Annotated in this window: 16 protein-coding genes; 10 read left to right on the top strand and 6 right to left on the bottom strand. The window is 48.4% G+C overall.

The features are described from left to right. Window positions 1-184: 184 nt before the first annotated feature. Complete coding sequence (locus tag HCG48_RS05510) at window positions 185-1,696, bottom strand: hydroxysqualene dehydroxylase (protein WP_168568250.1); 1,512 nt, start codon at window positions 1,694-1,696, stop codon at window positions 185-187. Window positions 1,697-2,554: 858 nt separating this feature from the next. On the opposite strand from HCG48_RS05510, the gene HCG48_RS05515 reads away from it, so the two are divergent. Further along, the gene (locus tag HCG48_RS05515; protein ID WP_168568251.1) at window positions 2,555-4,096 is read left to right on the top strand and encodes a methyl-accepting chemotaxis protein; all 1,542 of its coding nucleotides are present in this window, start codon (window positions 2,555-2,557) and stop codon (window positions 4,094-4,096) included. A 59-nt stretch (window positions 4,097-4,155) separates the two neighbouring features. On the opposite strand, the gene HCG48_RS05520 is transcribed toward HCG48_RS05515, so the two are convergent. Both HCG48_RS05520 and HCG48_RS05525 read right to left on the bottom strand, forming a co-directional pair. Further along, window positions 4,156-4,506, bottom strand: a complete 351-nt coding sequence (locus HCG48_RS05520; RefSeq protein ID WP_168568252.1) for a histidine triad nucleotide-binding protein — start codon at window positions 4,504-4,506, stop codon at window positions 4,156-4,158. A gap of 178 nt (window positions 4,507-4,684) precedes the next feature. Continuing rightward, window positions 4,685-5,314: an NAD(P)-dependent oxidoreductase gene (locus HCG48_RS05525; RefSeq protein ID WP_168568253.1), complete on the bottom strand. Its 630-nt coding sequence runs from the start codon at window positions 5,312-5,314 to the stop codon at window positions 4,685-4,687. 288 nt (window positions 5,315-5,602) lie between these two features. Here HCG48_RS05525 and HCG48_RS05530 point away from each other — a divergent pair, with 288 nt between their 5' ends. The 9 genes from HCG48_RS05530 (at window position 5,603) to aroF (ending at window position 13,280) form a co-directional block, all read left to right on the top strand. After that, window positions 5,603-6,397 (top strand): helix-turn-helix domain-containing protein, encoded by a 795-nt coding sequence (locus tag HCG48_RS05530; RefSeq protein WP_246259926.1) that lies wholly within the window; start codon window positions 5,603-5,605, stop codon window positions 6,395-6,397. A gap of 878 nt (window positions 6,398-7,275) precedes the next feature. After that, window positions 7,276-7,794: a dihydrofolate reductase family protein gene (locus HCG48_RS05535; RefSeq protein ID WP_168568255.1), complete on the top strand. Its 519-nt coding sequence runs from the start codon at window positions 7,276-7,278 to the stop codon at window positions 7,792-7,794. A 304-nt stretch (window positions 7,795-8,098) separates the two neighbouring features. After that, window positions 8,099-8,575: a hypothetical protein gene (locus HCG48_RS05540; protein ID WP_246259927.1), complete on the top strand. Its 477-nt coding sequence runs from the start codon at window positions 8,099-8,101 to the stop codon at window positions 8,573-8,575. Between the two features lie 86 nt (window positions 8,576-8,661). Further along, window positions 8,662-9,564: a hypothetical protein gene (locus HCG48_RS05545; RefSeq protein ID WP_168568256.1), complete on the top strand. Its 903-nt coding sequence runs from the start codon at window positions 8,662-8,664 to the stop codon at window positions 9,562-9,564. 76 nt (window positions 9,565-9,640) lie between these two features. Then, the gene (locus tag HCG48_RS05550; RefSeq protein ID WP_168568257.1) at window positions 9,641-10,387 is read left to right on the top strand and encodes a sucrose-phosphate phosphatase; all 747 of its coding nucleotides are present in this window, start codon (window positions 9,641-9,643) and stop codon (window positions 10,385-10,387) included. A 176-nt stretch (window positions 10,388-10,563) separates the two neighbouring features. Further along, a complete protein-coding gene (ruvA, locus tag HCG48_RS05555; protein ID WP_168568258.1) occupies window positions 10,564-11,196 on the top strand; it encodes a Holliday junction branch migration protein RuvA in 633 nt (210 codons plus the stop codon). A 95-nt stretch (window positions 11,197-11,291) separates the two neighbouring features. After that, window positions 11,292-11,561, top strand: a complete 270-nt coding sequence (rpsO, locus tag HCG48_RS05560; RefSeq protein ID WP_168568259.1) for a 30S ribosomal protein S15 — start codon at window positions 11,292-11,294, stop codon at window positions 11,559-11,561. 14 nt (window positions 11,562-11,575) lie between these two features. Further along, the gene (locus HCG48_RS05565; protein ID WP_168568260.1) at window positions 11,576-12,031 is read left to right on the top strand and encodes a PAM68 family protein; all 456 of its coding nucleotides are present in this window, start codon (window positions 11,576-11,578) and stop codon (window positions 12,029-12,031) included. Window positions 12,032-12,218: 187 nt separating this feature from the next. Continuing rightward, window positions 12,219-13,280, top strand: coding sequence for a 3-deoxy-7-phosphoheptulonate synthase (aroF, locus tag HCG48_RS05570; protein ID WP_168568261.1), 1,062 nt, complete (start codon window positions 12,219-12,221; stop codon window positions 13,278-13,280). Between the two features lie 128 nt (window positions 13,281-13,408). Here the strand turns inward: aroF and HCG48_RS05575 are convergent, their stop codons facing one another. The 3 genes from HCG48_RS05575 to HCG48_RS05585 form a co-directional block, all read right to left on the bottom strand. Continuing rightward, the gene (locus tag HCG48_RS05575) at window positions 13,409-14,524 is read right to left on the bottom strand and encodes an ATPase, T2SS/T4P/T4SS family (RefSeq protein WP_168568262.1); all 1,116 of its coding nucleotides are present in this window, start codon (window positions 14,522-14,524) and stop codon (window positions 13,409-13,411) included. A gap of 610 nt (window positions 14,525-15,134) precedes the next feature. Further along, complete coding sequence (locus tag HCG48_RS05580; RefSeq protein ID WP_168568263.1) at window positions 15,135-16,262, bottom strand: HetZ-related protein 2; 1,128 nt, start codon at window positions 16,260-16,262, stop codon at window positions 15,135-15,137. Between the two features lie 196 nt (window positions 16,263-16,458). Beyond that, window positions 16,459-17,214, bottom strand: coding sequence for a peptidylprolyl isomerase (locus HCG48_RS05585; protein ID WP_168568264.1), 756 nt, complete (start codon window positions 17,212-17,214; stop codon window positions 16,459-16,461). Between the last annotated feature and the right edge of the window lie 56 nt (window positions 17,215-17,270).

Consider the following 17,270-nt stretch of genomic DNA (forward strand, 5'->3'; position numbering starts at 1 on the left):
TTGTAGATCGGAATGCTTCAGGGTATATCATATTTTGGGCTAAATGTCAATCAAGGGGCGATCGCAACACAAAGGCGTCTTCAAATAGGGTCGTTTCCCCCGCGATCTGACGGGTCGATTGCGACGATTTTAACTTCAATTCTTGTAACCGTATAGGACGGGCAAAAGCCCGCCCAAAATCGCTTTAAGGCAACCAAAAATCGGGTAAATAGCTATTGGCAAACTCGCGCAGCCTTTGATTGACTTGGCGGGCGATCGCGATATGAGGTTCGTCGGCTTCTACGGGGATAATTTCCGCTTTTTGACCGCGACCGAAGCGATCGATAATTAAATTAGCCGCTTCCAATCCGGTGACGTAGGCTTTTTCTTGAGACCAAGAACCGTGACGGTTGACAATCCAATCGCCACTCATCAATAAATTGTTAAAACTGGTTTCAACTGGAAGCATATACTGATAGCTTCCTGGGGAAAAGTGGGTAACGGCTTGACCTAAGCGAATGACGCTGCTGTCAATAATTTCTGCATTGCGAAATGCCGGAATACAGGTACTGATATCTTGCTTGACTTTAGCGATAATTTGGCGATCGTCTTGTACCATTAGTTGATTGGCGTGGTAAAAATCTGCTTCGATGACGGTTCCCGGTTCGTCGAGATATTCGTCGTGTAAGCTATTGAGATCGAAAAACGTCCATCCGGTGGTTCGATCGAAACCAAAACAAGCATTAGAAGCACGAGGAATATTAATTTTGCGATCGCACCACAAGCGAGTAGCGACGACATCAATCCCGCTTAAATTCTGCAAGTTTTGAAATTCCGGACGGCTTTTCAATACCGAACTTCCGGCGACAATCTTTTTCATTCCATTAATACCGACGGCAAAAATAACCGCATCGGCATCAAATTTTTCATCGCCACAAATGACCGCATTAATTTTACCGGATTCGTCAATTTGTACGTCGGTTACGCGGCGTTGAGTACGGATTCTTCCCCCAGCTTGTTCGATGCGATCGCACCAGGGACGAAAGATTTTTTCGCCGACGGTTCCCCGACACCAGACGACGTCAAAATTGGGCTGGTGCGCCAAAATAAAGTAGTAAAGCATTCCTAAAGCTGCCGCCGCCGAACATTGTTCGCCGGGCGCAAACAAGCCGACGAGTAACATCGGTTCAAACGCATCGCGATAGAGGCGCGCGGAGACGCCGAACTCTTTAAATAATTCGCGGGCAGTGACGCAATCGTAGCGCTGCCAAGCTTCTGAGGAATTGTCGAAATCTAATAAAGCATAGAGTAAGGGCAGGGCCGAGAGGCGATCGAGGAAGGGTAAGCGCTTGAATTGCGGGTAAAGAAATGTCCCCAAAGGGGTCGGTAAAAGAGGCTCATTTTGGAAAATTGGTGATTCAACTTCCAATCCTGCCGGGGAATATTGAGCCGATCGCGTCCACGGTGTAAACGGGTCGAGTCCTAATTGGTTGATTTGGGCGAAAATATTGCGATAGGGATACCAAAACCCGTGGATTCCGGCTTCTACCGATCGCCCGGCGGCTGTTTTCCATCCGGCGACCAAACCGCCAGGATAGGCGCCCGCTTCGAGGAGGGTGACGTCGTAGCCCTGTTTTACGAGGGTGTCGGTGGCCCCCAAACCCGCCCATCCGGCGCCGACCACGACGATTTTAGGGGCTTGCAATCCATCGGTCATAGTTGTTGCTGAAATTAGTTTGATTTGAAGGTTCGGGAATGGCGATCGATTGAAAAGGGGCGATTGCCCCTCTCAAACTCATCGGAAACCCTCTCAAAACTTTAACGAAAATTGAGCTTAATTTGAAGCGAGCGCCTGGCATATTTGAGGGATTTGATTGTATTTTTTAAGGGTTCAATGGGGCGATCGCTTCAAAGTCGATTGCAGGTCAATTTCGATCGATCTTGAACGAGAGCAATTGTCTGTAGGATAAGGTGACGGTTTTATTCTCATTTCTTTTAGGCTTTTTCTATTAAGGCGATCGCCCCAGCCTCACTCCAATCCGCCTGAGAATGAGAATCAAACAATCTAACTCTGGCCGGATCCCATTGAGACCCACTTTATTAACTTTTACCCAAGATTTAATGCTTCTGACTTTAATTAGTATTGACGAACGTAAAGATATAGGCGTTATTTTCAATGTTTTTGAAGGCTTGACATATAATTAAACTCTGGCGATCGCCTAGTCTTATAAAATGATGGAACCTCTATAAAATCAGCTTTGAAAAGGTGAAATAAAAATTAGCAATCGCGCGATCGTCTCGACCTCACCCCCAATCTACTTTGTTCGATCGTTTTCCAACTTTAACAACCGATCTAAGCAATCGATTCAAATGAGATATTAATCATCAATTTAAAGGAAGGTGTGAATTTAGATAATATCGGCAATATAAAAAATATCAATCCTTCAATATTCTCTAAAATCGAATCATTTTTGTTGATTAAAAATCTTCATCTTTGAATCATTTACTGTTAAAAATAATTTAAATATAAACCGTCTTAAAAAGATAGTAAAAATAAAAAGAAGAGGAACCTCTCATGCTCGTGACCTTAAATATGAGAAATCGCATGATTTTCGGTTATGCAATTCCGGTCTTAATTGCGTTGGGAGGACTGGTCGCTTTAGTTTATGTTTCTGCCGACAAAGTAAAACAAGCTTTCTCTAAAGTCGAGCAAGTTCAAGAGAAAATTTTAACTGTCAATGAGATGGTTTTAGCGGCAGAGGGGATGATCGATACCAGTCGCGGCTACCTCATCAACCAAGATCCTGTTTTTTTAACGAGATACGATGTATTTGTCAAAGTTTTTGAAGAAAGTAGCAAAAACAGCGAAGCTTTAATGCAAAAGGACGAACATAAAGAAATTGTCAACCAGACGATTGCCTTGATTGAGGAATATCGGTTATTTTCAGACCAATTGCTCGCTTTGGCTAAAGCGGGTAAAAAAGCCGAAGCAACTTCTCTCTTTTCTACAGGACAAGGACGCAAGATTGTCGATCGCATCTACGAACTTAAAGAGGAGTTCGATCGCGTCAAAATTGACTCCTTAAAAGAAGAAAACAGGACTTCTACACAAACTCTGGCATCCTTAATTTTTTGGCTACTAATTGGGTCGTTTGCTTTAGTTTTGGTAGTGATTATCGTAGCCGTTTTTATTTCTTCAGGAATCACTAAAATTGTCAAAGAAGCGACCAATGCGATCGCCTCATCTTCCCAAGAAATTGCGGCGACAATCGAGCAACAAGAACGAATTATCAACCAACAAGCGACATCGGTCAATCAAACAACAACGACGATGAATGAGTTGGGAAGTTCTTCTAAAGCGACTGCCAAACAAGCAGAATCGTCGGCCAAAAATGCTAATGAAGTTTTAAGTTTAGCAGAATCTTCCTCGGAAGGAGCCAATCAAGTTTTAGATTTAGCACAAGAGGGAACCACTTCCGTCGGTCGGACGATGGAAGGGATGAGTCAGTTACAAAATAAAGTAGAAGCGATCGCGCAAGAAATTAGGAATTTAAGCGAACAAAATACGCAAATTAGTACGATTACTAACCTCGTCACTGATATTGCCAATCAAACGAATATGTTAGCTTTAAATGCAGCCGTTGAAGCGGTTAGGGCGGGAGAAAATGGAAAAGGATTTGGAGTCATCGCTACGGAAATTCGTAAACTCGCGGATCAAAGTAAATCTTCGGCGCAGAAAATTAATACTTTAGTAATCAATATTGAAGAGGCGATCGAATCGACAGTAATGGCGACTGAAGAAGGAACAAAAACTGTAAAATATAGTATGGAGCTTTCGCAAGTGACTGCCGAAGCTTTCGCTCAAGTCACTGAAGCGATTGACAATATTATCCTTCGCAATCAAGATATGTCGCGCAATGCAATCGAACAAGTCGTCGTCAATTCTCAACAAATTTCACTGACGACCAAACAACAGGCGATCGCCATCAATCAAGTGGTTGAAGCGATGAATACTCTCAATCAAGGTGCCGTCGAAACAGTGAGCGGGATTAACCAAACACGCATTGGCGTCCAAAAATTAAACCAAGCCGCTCAAGATTTGAACGCTTTGGTTTAAACTGAAACAGTCACAAAGCGATCGCATGGAAGGCGCGATCGCCGTAACCTTTGACAGCTTTAACCCGGGGGCCATTGCATCTGACGACCGCCGAGAATATGCAAGTGCAAATGATAAACCGTTTGTCCGCCATCGGCGTCGGTATTAATGACAATTCGATAGCCATTTCCGAGTCCGGCTTCGGCAGCAACTTGCTTTGCTGTTAATAATAAATGACCCAACAAATCGCGATCGTCTTCTTGAGCTTCTGAGAGTTTAACAATTGGCTTTTTCGGAATCACCAAAATATGAACGGGTGCTTGTGGGTGAATGTCGGTAAACGCCAATGCTAAATCATCTTCATAGACAATATTAGCCGGGATTTCTCGGTTGATAATCTTAGAAAAAATGGTGGGTTGGTTTTCGCTCATTGGCTATTCGTGATTCGTGAAAAAATCGCTTGCGATTCGACAAATTTAGAGATCGGAATCTTTCTGAATCCGATAGCGATCGCCGTTATCACAATCCTAAATCATTTGGAACAATAAGGCGATAGAATCTTAACCCAATTTCCCTAGACGGTTAACTCCGAAGTCGTCCGAGGCAGACTCAATAAGACAGGCTCGGGGCTTGATGAAGGTAGGTATTGTCCGCCAGTTGCTTCAAAATGAAGTCGGCAATATCGGCCCGTGAAATTTTGAGCTGGGAACTGCGATCGGTACCCGGGAAACCGTGACGGTAGCGACCCGTGCGTTCCCCATCCAAAAAAGCACCCGGGCGCACGATTGTCCAATCGAGCTGACTCTGACGAACGTAGTCCTCCTGTTTTTCATGGTCGGCAAAGACATTCCGCAGAATCAGACCGAACATGATGTATTTCCAATAGAAATTGAGACTCCCCCAGCTATCTCCCGCTCCCAGAGTGGACTGGCAAATCAGACGGCGAACCCCTGTTGCTTCCATCGCTCGAACGATCTGTTGGGTCCCGCGCGATCGCACCGTCCCCGTCAGCTTTTTGCCCGAACCAAGGACACAGACCACCGCATCTTGTCCCTCAATGGCTTGTTTCACTACCGAGAACTCCATGACATCACCCCGAACCCGACTGAGTTGAGGATGCTCGATCTCAAGTCTGTCGGGATTTCGGGCAAAGGCGGTGACTAAATGTCCCTGAGTGAGAGCCTGCTCGACCACTTGACGACCGACAGTCCCTGTGGCTCCAAAAATAATCAGTTTCATGGGGTTGCCTCCTAAATGATGACATCCCTAACTTACGAAGATTGACCGGAGACCGCTTTTACGTTCTTGCAGTTCTATCGCGTTCTTGCGGTGAGTTGTGCGTTGGGGTTGAAACGCCTAGAATTGCCGAAGTATGCCCCTACTTGCACGAAGGGTAAAAGCGCCGTTGTCTCGTCGTCGATCGCTAGCCAGGGAAGGCATTTCAAACTTATGGCCAATGCGCAATCACAGCCCGCTTTGTCCCCGGACGGATCGCCGCAGAGCGCTCCATCTCTACGGACTGAGACCATGCAGCTTGAGCTTCTGCAGTTTCCTCCAGGTGAAGGCCAGGTTCACAGCCAGAACGCACACACCTTATTTGTCAATTTAACGACCCGTCCGATCGATTATCTGCAAACTCAAGATGGCAAGACCCACACGGGGCTATATCGGCGGGGAGACTTTACCCTGACGCCAGCCGATCTGCGCTTTTTTGCTCGCTGGCAGGGAACTGAGAATTGTTTAAAGATTCAGCTTGGCGATCGCTTTCTACGTTCCGTCGCCCAGGAAACCCTGACTGGCAATCGAGATCGCCTCTCCCTCATCCCCACCTTTCAAAGCCGTAATGGACAAATAGAAGCGATCGCAACCCTGCTGTTGGCAGAATTGCAACAAAACCAGTCCGGCGGTGCATTATATTTGGACTCTTTGGCCAATGTTCTCGCGGTGCAACTGCTGCGAAATTACAGTAGTACCCTGGTTCAATTGCCCAACTACGAAGGTGGGTTACCCCCTCACCACCTGCGGCAAGTTTTGGAGTACGTTGACGCCTATTTAACCGAGGAGATTAAGCTGGCTGATTTAGCTCAACTTCTGAGCATGAGTCCCTTTCATTTCAGTCGTCTATTCAAACAATCGATGGGCCTTTCGCCCCACCAATACTTGATTCAACAACGAGTCGAGCGGGCCAAACGGTTGCTGAAACAAGGCGATCGCGCGATCGTCGAGATCGCCTTGGAATGTGGGTTCAACAGCCACAGCCATCTCAGCAAGCAGTTCCGGCAGGTAACGGGCATGACTCCCAATGCTTTTAGAAAAAGCTAGGCGTTAGCACAAACGGAGTGCGAGCCTCGTTTTATTGTCCTTCCGAGGGATTGCATCATCTGCCATCAGTCGAATCACCTCGACGAAATCGCGATCGGTCTCGAAGGCCAAGATCGGCAACAGGATGGGCGCTAGGAAACGTGGTTTGGGAGCAAGTTACCACCCAAGGATCGCAGACCTGTTGACAGCAATGAAAGATGAAGCCGAACGATACATAAATTCTGGTTCTGTACAAATTGAGTATGATTCAAGAGGAAATGAAGACAATTTTATGTTTTTTCGTGTTTTTTGTCTTTTAAATCTCCAACGATCCATCGAATAAGATCGTAAATTAAGATCGTCAATAAATTTTGGATAAACTGGATAATCCTCCATCAACTGAAAACCATAATGTTAATTAGAAATAATGTTATATAAAAACTCAAATATTCCTGAAGAGAGATCTCTTTTTTCTAGGATAAAATGCTAGGTTAGTTCTTAAACTATTGAGCATTAAAATGAGTGGCGGCGACAGCAAGCCGCTTGCACAGCATAGGAGTCAAATCGATAAGTCAAATCGATCGCCCTCCACTGCCCTAGAATTAATGAGGATAAGGTTCGACCCAGGTACAATCGGGCAACACCCACAAAAAAAGATCGAATTAAGTGATAGAATAGTTTATTTATTGCTTTTTTCCAGAAAGCCGTGCTAGTTTACAATGCTTAAATCAACCGATTGAAAATGCTCTAGAAAATTTTAACTTTCTAAGGTAGATAATAGGTTGGTAGTGCGGTTTTTTATTCTTTTTACATTCAAATATTCCAGAAATGGGGTCTGAAGGTTAGGGTTAAAAAATCTGGGCGATCGCTCTATTTTGCCAATCACCGTTGATTACATTATGCGCAAAATTCGGTTATTTATTGCATCGAGCTTAGATGGCTATATCGCTCGCGAATCCGGGGCAGTGGATTGGTTATTTACCGATTGTGACTACGGTTATCATCAATTTTTTGACGAAATCGATACAGTCATCATGGGGCGCAAAACCTACGATCGAATTTTTGAGCTAAGTGACTATCCCTATGCTGACAAAAAAGGATTTGTTTTATCGACGACCTTACACGGACAACAGGATAAATACGTAGAATTTGTCGGATATAATTTAGATAATTTTGTCAAAACCTTGCATTCTAGTCCCGGTAAAGATATTTGGTTGATTGGCGGATCTGAAGTCATTCATTTATTTTTAAAACAGCACTGGGTTGATGAATTGATTTTGTCAATCCATCCTAAAATTTTGGGCAGTGGAATTCCCTTAGTTGTCAACGATCAAAATTTAGAAATGGAATTAAGTTTAACCGATGTCACCACTTTTGATTCTGGATTAGTTCAGTTGGTTTACAGATTGGAACCCTAAAACACTGTTTAATGAGATCTCAAGATCGTCCAATATCGAGCAATATCGAGGAGAAGATCTTTAACATTAGCTCGGCGATTTTGGGGGATAAAAGCGAACAAAAATGATTTTTCTCCGTCTTAAAGCTCATCCATTACTCCGCCAGCGTGAGGGAGGGCGACGGTCAACAAGAATGTCAGTCTTCGAGACAGTCACCCCTCACGCTTTTTTTGGTCGAGGGAATGAATAGTATAATTGGCAACACCGCAGTCAAACAATGCGGTAGAATTAAAACTCTACAATTTAGCATCTCAAAACAGGGTGTATGTTTGAGCTATCTTCTCAAAATAAGCGTCCGAAATTGCTGGTTTTAACGGCAGTTTTCGCCAGTGTGCTGCTGTTGGCCCTACCCGCAAGAGCGCAAATGACCGATGAAAAAATTGATGATTTTGTGGAAGCTTTGCGACGTGCCGCCCCAGATACGGGGATGGCGAACGACGGACTGTATAGCGATTGGCAAATTAAACCGGAGAATATTCCCCGTTGGTCGCGGCTGTGTACCGAAGAGGAAATGACCCCGGCGCAATTTGAAGCAAACGAGACGAAAGCAAGAGCTGTTCTGGCTTGTGTGATGGGAGACATCCTCAAACAGGAATACCGAAATAGCAATAATGAAGCGCTCGCCGTGCGTCGGGCTGCCGCCTGGTGGATGAGTGGAGATCCGAATCGCTACGATACGCCAAATATTGCAGAGTATACGGAAAAAGTCTGGAATTTTTACCAAGAAGAACGGGGGCGCTGAGCGTCGGACTCGCCCCGATCGCCGAATGTTGCACTCGTTGGTAAGATCTATAAAGGTATCTGCCACTAAAGGGTTGAGAGGCGATCGTGTTAGAAGAAAATCGAGAACGAGCGTTGCAATTTATCGCAGGCATCGAGGCGGAAATGCTCGATGCCTCTGCTTATCAAATCGCGAACGAACTGCGTCGATATACGCGCAAGTCTTACAATAATTTGCAATTTGCGATCGCCACCCTTTCACCGCAAGATTATCGCGGAAGTCAGCTCGATCTCGCCGTCGATCTCAGTGGTGAAGAAATCGATTTGGCTCATTTTATTGCTTCTTTATCCGATCGCGTCGCTTTACCCGGCTTGGCGGCGGCGGTGGATTTTGCTACGGCTTGGACGGCGAAACATAGCTCGTGGAGTGGCGATTTGGGACAGGCGATCGACGATTGGCGAAAAGATAAATTTACTTCGTTTCAAGCGGCGTTAAATGCCGATGCGTCTTATGTCGATCTCGCCTCTAATATTGCAGCGTTTCAAGTCGGTGAAATTCTCAATCGAAGTGACGATCGCCCGGTATCCATTGCAAAAGTAATTCGAGATTATCATCGGATTCGCTATCCGGAACACGTCCGCGATTTTATCCGGGACGAACTCGGTGGGGCGATCGAACTCAATACCCTGAGCAATCCGCAAAAAGTCGAAGCTAAAATTCGCCGCAGTATTGCCATTTTTCTCGCATTTCTAGAGATGCAGCGCCTCGGAAAAAGCCCTGACAAACCGGAGGCGATCGAACGAGCCGCTAAAATATTAGCGGCAACTTCGGGGGTTTCCCAAAACGATCTGCTCTCCAGTTCTCTCTATTTTCTTAAATATTTACTGCATAAAGGTGAGCTAAATGGGGTTTGTTTTAAACCCTATAAAAATCCCTTCTGGATGTTTGATTTTGCCGGATGGGGAACCGGGGAACCCGTGCGGGTCGATCGCGTCGTTCCAAGCGCTTAAGTCGCCCTACTGTTGACAGTTATCGCGAAACGACGGAGAGTAAAAGTAAATTGGTTGCATTAATTAGAATCCAATCGTGAATCCCTTTCTTTTTGTGACGGATTTAGATAATACCTTTGTCGGCGACGATGCCGCATTGGCACGCTTGCAGCAAGTATTGAGCGAACACCGTCAAACTTACGGCACCAAAATCGTCTATTCCACCGGGCGATCGCCGACCCTTTACAAGCAGCTCAAAGCGGAAAAACAACTGCTCGATCCCGATGCCTTGGTAACTTCGGTGGGAACCGAAATTTATACCGACGGGAAGGAAACCCCGGATGAAGATTGGGTCGCTATCTTGTCTCAGGGTTGGGATCGCGAGGCGATCGTTGCCGCCAGCGCCCATTTTGGAGATTTAGTTCCCCAACCGGATACGGAACAGCGACCGTTTAAAGTGAGTTATTTTTTAACTGAAGAAGCGGCGATCGAAGTGTTGCCGAGTTTCGAGTCGGCGTTGCAAGAGCGCAATTTATCGGTGAAGTTAATTTACAGTGCCGGGAAAGATTTAGATGTGTTGCCGGATAATGGAAATAAGGGGCTGGCAATGCAGTTTTTAGCAAAACGTCTCGGGTTTAGCCCCGATCGCACCGTCGCTTGCGGAGATTCTGGCAATGATATTGCTTTGTTCAGTGTCGGTGACGAACGCGGGATCATTGTCGGCAATGCGAAGCCAGAATTACGGCAGTGGTACGAAGAAAATGCTAGCGATGCGCTCTATTTAGCCCGGGCTGTTTGTGCGGGAGGAATCCTCGAAGGCTTGGAGCATTTTAAGTTCGTGTAAAAGAAATCACTTGAGGGTGATTTTGTTGCTCGAAATTGCCCTTTTACCCTTGAGAACTCTGCGATCGCCCGCCGTTCTTGAGGGTGTTTCTCGTGAGTTTACAATCGAGCTTCTCCCACCGCAAATATGTATTAAGGCCGATCGAGGCCGATCTAATTTACAATCTAAAATCCCCCATGATTGGTTATCTCAAAGGCGAGATCGTCGGCATTTACAAAACGACGAGCAATCGGGTTTTTGTAACCGTCGATGTCCGTGGCGTCGGTTACGAAGTCCAAATTCCCCCCCGTTGGCTGGCGGATCTTCCGGCGGTGGGGGAATCGGTTTGCGTGTTTACTCACCTGCAAGTGCGCGAGGACCAGCTCGTGTTTTACGGATTTGCGAGTCAAGCGCAACGAGATGTTTTTCGCCAGCTCGTTTCCGTGAGTGGGATCGGTTCGCAACTGGCGATCGCCCTACTCGATACCTTAGACTTGCCGGAGTTAGTCGGGGCGATCGTTTCCGCAGACACCAGCGCCCTCATGAAAACCCCGGGAGTGGGGAAGAAAACCGCCGAACGCATTGCCTTAGAACTGAAAAGCAAATTGGCTGCGTGGCGCGAACAGGCGGGACTGAGCGTGAGTTTAACCCCTCAAGTCGATCGCCAACTGCAGGAAGATTTAGAAATGACCTTATTAGCCCTCGGCTATAGCACCAGTGAAGTGAGCGAGGCGATCGCCGCGATCGCCAGCGAACCGGAACTCTCCGGCGAAACCCCCATCGAACAGTGGCTCAAACGGGCGATCGCTTGGCTCAGCGACAATGCCTAAGCCATCGATCGAGCGCGGGGACGCCCTATTCCCCAATCCACTCCCCTATGGTATGATTGTCAATTGCTGTGTTTATACCTCGATTGACCGCAGTCATGGCACTGACCCAAAACCTCAAACAAGAGATCATTACCGGATATCAAGTCCACGAAACCGACACCGGATCGGTAGAAGTTCAAGTCGCTTTACTCACCGAGCGCATTAATCGCCTGAGCGAACATCTCAAAAGCAACAAAAAAGACCACACCTCCAGACGCGGTTTGCTCAAAATGATCGGCCAGCGCAAGCGTCTGCTAGCATACATTAACAAGAATGACAAACAGCGCTACCGCCAGCTCATCGAGCGCCTCGGTATTCGTGGTTAAACCACCCATCAGTTATGTCCTCAGAACCCCAACGCTCTCCCATTCCCTTTGAACCGAAAAACCGCAAAAAACAGCGTCGGAAAGCGGCTACCAAAGGCTCGAACGTCGGTAAAACTGGCCGAGAACAAGCAGAAGTAGCCCGTCGGGCCTCTCCGAGTCAACGGACCATTCCCGAAGCCGTCAGCCGCCGGATGATCCGCCGCATGGTTTTCTTTTGCGGCTTGCCGACCGCCTTGGGGATTTCGAGCTTCATTCTCAGTTACTTCATCGTGACCGAGCAGTGGTTTCCCCTGCCGAACGCGGCGGTCGTCGCCGTCAGTATGGGCTTCTTTGGGATGGGAGTCTTAGGGTTGAGCTACAGTGTTTTGTCTGCCTCTTGGGATGAAAACACCCCCGGAAGCTGGCTCGGATGGAACGAATTTGTCGTCAACTTCCGGCGGATGACCCAAGCATGGCGCTCTTCGCGCTAACTAATCCGAATCCGCACTCGGCGATCGCGCGGCGAACGGGGCGTTTGAGAAAGCCGCTCGATGATTGCCACCAACAAGGGTTGTCATTGTTTTGAAACTTCACCCAATACAAAGCCGATCGCAAATCGCTTACCTTAAGTTCATAAAGAAGATTTTGTACACGAATAATCGAGCTGGGTAACTCACCATGATCATTGTCATGAAAAGTGGCGCTCCCGAGGCCGAAGTCGATCGCTTGACTGAGGAACTCAACCAAACCTGGGGACTGACGCCAGAAAAAATTGTCGGTCGTTATAAAGTCGTCATCGGCTTGGTGGGAGACACCGCCGATCTCGATCCCCTGCAACTGCAAGAAATGAGTTCGTGGATCGAACAAGTCTTGCGAGTCGAGCAGCCGTTCAAACGCGCCAGCCGCGAATTCCGCCACGGCGAAGCCTCGGACGTGATCGTCAACACGCCCAACGGCCCGGTACATTTTGGCGAAAACCATCCCCTCGTCGTCATTGCCGGACCGTGTTCCGTCGAGAACGAAGAGATGATCGTCGAAACCGCGCGACGGGTGAAAGCCGCCGGGGCTAAATTCTTGCGTGGAGGCGCTTACAAGCCGCGCACCTCCCCCTATTCCTTCCAAGGACACGGAGAAAGCGCCTTAGAACTGCTCGCCGCCGCCCGGGAAGAGACCGGATTGGGGATCATCACCGAATTGATGGATACGGCGGATTTAGAGGTCTTGGGTGAAGTCGCCGACATCATTCAAGTGGGGGCGCGTAACATGCAAAACTTCGCCCTCCTCAAGAAAGTGGGCGCCCAAGACAAACCCGTATTTTTGAAGCGCGGGATGTCTTCGACCATTGAAGAATGGTTGATGGCGGCAGAATATATCATGGCCGCAGGCAATCCCAACGTGATTCTGTGCGAGCGGGGCATTCGTACCTACGATCGCCAGTATTGCCGCAATACGTTGGATTTATCCGTGATTCCGGTGTTGCGATCGCTGACCCACTTACCGATCGCCATCGATCCGAGTCACGGAACCGGGTGGGCCGAGTACGTCCCGGCAATGGCAAAAGCGGCGATCGCCGCCGGAACCGACTCCCTGATGATCGAAGTTCACCCCAACCCGCAGAAAGCCCTATCTGACGGACCGCAATCCCTGACCCCCGATCGCTTCGATCGCCTCATGGAAGAACTCGCCGTCATCGGTAAAGCCGTCAACCGTTGGCCCCAACCCGAGGCCGTTCTCGCCTGATCCTCCCGGATCGAGCTATTGTCTCGGGCGCCATCCTCAAACCAAAAAACGGCAAAAGCCAGATCGCAAGATTTGGCGGTTGCCGTTTTTTCGTGTTGCACTCGCCGCGAACGCTCCCCGATTTTCCCTCAATCTTTCGTTTCCAAATGCCGCAAGACATCGAGTTGGCGATCGACCTGTTTGAGCAGTTGGTCGAGGGCGGGCAGTGCTTCGAGAGGCTGGTCTTCCAATAACTTCGGATGGTTCCCCGCCTGCTTGTGCAGCTCGTCCACCTTGCGCTGCAATTGCTGGGCCAAGCGCAACGCATCCCGGCTCAAGGTCACCAATTGCTGTTGCTGGTAAAACTTCAACGCCGCCCCACGCAACACTTGCAAGGTCGCATCTTCCCCGTGGTCACTCGGCATCACCCGCAAGCGCAACAACAGATCCGCGCCTTGATAGCGTCGTTCGATCTCGATTTGTCGCGGTTTTTCCACAGGCAATAACGGCAAGTGGGTCAGGCGTTTGAGTTCGTTAATCACCGATTGGAATAAGGACAAGTCCAACCGGTCCAACACCGATTGGACGACCCCATCTTGACTCCACAAAATCCGCCCGTATTCTGCCTGACGCTCGAAATAGAGCCGACCGATCCCTCCGGTCAAGACCCGTCCCAACAACTCTTGTAACAGTTGTTTCGGCGGCAAACTGGCGAGAACTTCTAACGGACTGTCTAAATGGGCCGCACTAATTTCTAAAACTGGAACTTCCGCATCGGGATGGGGGGGAGGTAATTTCGGCGGTTGGGGTAACGTCGGCGGTTTGGGCGGGGGAGACGGCTTGTTGACGAGCTGTCCGAGCCGATTGAGGACGACAGCCGATTGACCGCGATGGGTGCTACTGCCCCCAGCCATTGGCGGACTGGGATGTTTGGCTTCGGGTTTGGGCGGCGATACGGAAGCTTTTTGTTCCGCACTGCTATGGGTGTGGTTGAGATACGACGTCAGTACCGAACGGTGGGTGGTGGCGTCGATTTGTTTGGGAACTAAAGAACATTTCATGTAGCCGAGCAACCGCCGGACGTAATCAAGCGCGGCTGTATCCTCTAAGTCCACCATGCCGAGAAGCAAACGACTTCCGTTGATGGACAGGGGTAGGACTTCGTAGTAGAGGCAGGCTTCAAACGGTAGGATATTGTCGATCAATTGAAAAATGCGATCGGTATCCATAGGATTGGCCCGCTCGGTCTCAGAGTTGGATTGCATTGGCGGATTGGTAGTCGCAAACACAAGAAAGGGTGGAGCAATGGTGACACCAATGCCTCGAAGTTCCCCGATTGGCCCAGAGAGGCAATGACGAGCGAGACAAGCCCGCAGGTGTTGGCGAACCTGCCAGCGCGTGAATTAGGCTCCATGTCAAGGGGTTGACAGTAAGGGGGTTGGTCATGGCGATCGCCCTGGGAGAAAGCTGACGCTCTCTACGGAATTTCGGGTCACGATTGGATCCAGATGCACCTCAAGCCGATCTGAGGATTTTAGCCACCATCGTGGATCGATCTCATCCCGTTATCGGGCAACCCTCCCTCGCTGGGGATGAGGAATCAATTATGGCACACCTGCCTTTTGGGGCTGAGTCAGGCTGTCGAATGAAACGCCGAGGATCCCCAAGGGGACAGGTTTGATAATCTTTAACGGGAGGGGTAGATTCTCCTCAGGAATCAACCCCGATCGGTTGTACGATCGCACGGTCTCATTCACAGTATTACTTATGGGTTGAGAAAATTAAAGATTTTTTCAAAAAATGTTATGCAGCGATCGCCCTCGATTTCGCTCCCGATTTCGCCCCCGATCGCCGGGGATTCTAGCGATCGCCACCTTACTCGTTACGAAGGGATTGGGCCATTAAATACAACTGAGTCCATTCGGAAACCAATTGGGAAACTTTCATGCCTCGCTCGCGGGCGATCGCCTCAAAACTATTACCCGCTTTGAGTGCATTTAAAAATTGACGCTGCTCCGGAGTGAGTCGATCCCAATACCGTTCCCACTGGTTGGGAGTCAGTCCGAGACCATGTTCGTTTAAACTCGTCTGCAACCAACTCGCCACTAATTCCGGTTCGGTTTTTAAAGAAAAAACGCGAATGGCATGGTAACTGACCTTTTCGCGCAAGCGGTAAACTTGACGCACGGGTAAATTCAAAAGCTTAGCGATTTCATCCTGGGAACGACCTTTTAAATACAAACGCAACCACTCCGCAGCCGTTTCGTCAATATTTTGCTGTAAATACTGCTCGAATTCCTTTTGCACCGAAAGCCGTAACAGTTGCTGTTCTTCCCACAAGGTCGCATCTTCCGCCATCGCGATCGCCTCGGCGTCGAGCAAACTCACCGCTCCATCCGCATCGTCCGGCGCGATCTCGTCGGACACCAACCGAATTAACTCCGCTTCCGGAACCTGAGTCAATCCGCCACGCTGGGAACGGCGCAAATAATTAAAAAAGCGATAGGCGAGCAGGGGTTGATTGCGAACCGGACGCAAACAATATTCCTCCGTCGTCGCCAATACCAACGCATTGCGAACCCTCGGATCGCTGCTGCAACGACCGATCCAGGCAATTTGCTGCTGCATGTAGCGATCGCGCTCGCACAGTTGGTGAACCACTTCTTGAACCACATCGACCACGGTACGCTGGCGATCGCGACTGAGCGCCACCCACGTCCGAATTTTATTGCGTAACAACACCAAACTCGACAACCGCCGAATCAACTGGGTGTAACCCCGTTCCGGAGAGACCCCCAGATAACGCTGTCGTAAAATCTGATAGCGATAATCGATCCCCGAACAAATCGTTTTCAATTTTTCTGGAGAAACCGACTCGAAGCGTTCGCGTTTTTCTCCTAAAAGCCATTCGACAATACTATCTCGAACGCTTTGTGAATATTGCGAACATTCCTCAGCCAGCCGCGATCGCCACTTTCGGGCTAATTGTTCTGACACCATCATAGAGAGGAACTCCTCACCACATCCCTCGGGGATGGAATAATAGAATTTTAGATTTTAGATTTTAGGATTTTAGGATTTTAGATTTTCTCTATAACATTGGAAGTTGCTATCCAGTTTTATCGTGAAACTTTTTAATCAAAAACAGGGATAAGATCGATAGCTATCCCTGTTTTTTTGCGTTCCGTTCGGCAAGCCGCTATAAATTGAGTTTCACCTTTTTATTTTGTAGTTTCTGCTGCCACCATTGGGTAAAAAACTGCTCTTCTAGAGTCTGTTTCAACTGTCCTTCCAACTTAGCGGGCAAACGGCGTTCCAACCGCAAAATACTGTACCGTCCTTCATGTTCGAGCGGCCCGACGATCTCCCCCGGTTCTGCTTGACGCAGTGCTTCGCGCATGGATGGGGGGAGTTGATTGAGGGCGATCGCCCCCATCATGCCGTTAAACACGCGATCGGCGACGATCGAATGTTCCTTCGCCAACGCCTCGAACAATTGCGGATTTTCGTCAACTTGACCCTTGAGTTGAGCCGCTTTATCCACTTCGCTGACGACAATGCGCGACAGCACCACTTGCTCGAAAAACGCCTGATTTTGAGTGAAATAATCGTCAACCTTATCGGCGATCGTCTCCGCTTTTAACTGCTCGACCTTCACCGCCATCGCCATTTGCTCGCGAAACGTCGCATAGGTCAACCCCTGACTTTGCAACCATTGATTGAACTTTGGCGAGTCAGTCAACTGATTTTGCAAGCGAAAATTGACCATCACCTGTTCCAGACGACTCGGATCGACTTCCAGATCCGATCGCTCTTGCAATTCCTGTTCGAGAACGTACTGACGCAAAATCCGGGTCAACAACTGTGGCAGATCGCCACTTTTACGCAAATACTCCAGCGCCTGACGCAAAGAAATTTGTTCTTCGTCGATGGTGATAAACTTTTCGGGATCCATAGCCTTACACTCCAACCACAACGATCGCAATCGATCCGAGCTATCCTATCTCAAAA

It is taken from the genome of Oxynema aestuarii AP17, assembly GCF_012295525.1.
GTDB lineage: Bacteria > Cyanobacteriota > Cyanobacteriia > Cyanobacteriales > Laspinemataceae > Oxynema > Oxynema aestuarii.

Bases quoted from the DNA above. Each gene is read 5' to 3' on its own strand.
- HCG48_RS05575 (WP_168568262.1), bottom strand. From the start codon at position 14,524: ATGCAATCCAACTCTGAGACCGAGCGGGCCAATCCTATGGATACCGAT.
- aroF (WP_168568261.1), top strand. From the start codon at position 12,219: ATGATCATTGTCATGAAAAGTGGCGCTCCCGAGGCCGAAGTCGATCGC.
- HCG48_RS05525 (WP_168568253.1), bottom strand. From the start codon at position 5,314: ATGAAACTGATTATTTTTGGAGCCACAGGGACTGTCGGTCGTCAAGTG.
- HCG48_RS05565 (WP_168568260.1), top strand. From the start codon at position 11,576: ATGTCCTCAGAACCCCAACGCTCTCCCATTCCCTTTGAACCGAAAAAC.
- HCG48_RS05520 (WP_168568252.1), bottom strand. From the start codon at position 4,506: ATGAGCGAAAACCAACCCACCATTTTTTCTAAGATTATCAACCGAGAA.
- HCG48_RS05535 (WP_168568255.1), top strand. From the start codon at position 7,276: ATGCGCAAAATTCGGTTATTTATTGCATCGAGCTTAGATGGCTATATC.
- HCG48_RS05540 (WP_246259927.1), top strand. From the start codon at position 8,099: ATGTTTGAGCTATCTTCTCAAAATAAGCGTCCGAAATTGCTGGTTTTA.
- HCG48_RS05530 (WP_246259926.1), top strand. From the start codon at position 5,603: ATGCAGCTTGAGCTTCTGCAGTTTCCTCCAGGTGAAGGCCAGGTTCAC.
- HCG48_RS05515 (WP_168568251.1), top strand. From the start codon at position 2,555: ATGCTCGTGACCTTAAATATGAGAAATCGCATGATTTTCGGTTATGCA.
- HCG48_RS05580 (WP_168568263.1), bottom strand. From the start codon at position 16,262: ATGATGGTGTCAGAACAATTAGCCCGAAAGTGGCGATCGCGGCTGGCT.
- HCG48_RS05510 (WP_168568250.1), bottom strand. From the start codon at position 1,696: ATGACCGATGGATTGCAAGCCCCTAAAATCGTCGTGGTCGGCGCCGGA.
- rpsO (WP_168568259.1), top strand. From the start codon at position 11,292: ATGGCACTGACCCAAAACCTCAAACAAGAGATCATTACCGGATATCAA.
- HCG48_RS05585 (WP_168568264.1), bottom strand. From the start codon at position 17,214: ATGGATCCCGAAAAGTTTATCACCATCGACGAAGAACAAATTTCTTTG.
- ruvA (WP_168568258.1), top strand. From the start codon at position 10,564: ATGATTGGTTATCTCAAAGGCGAGATCGTCGGCATTTACAAAACGACG.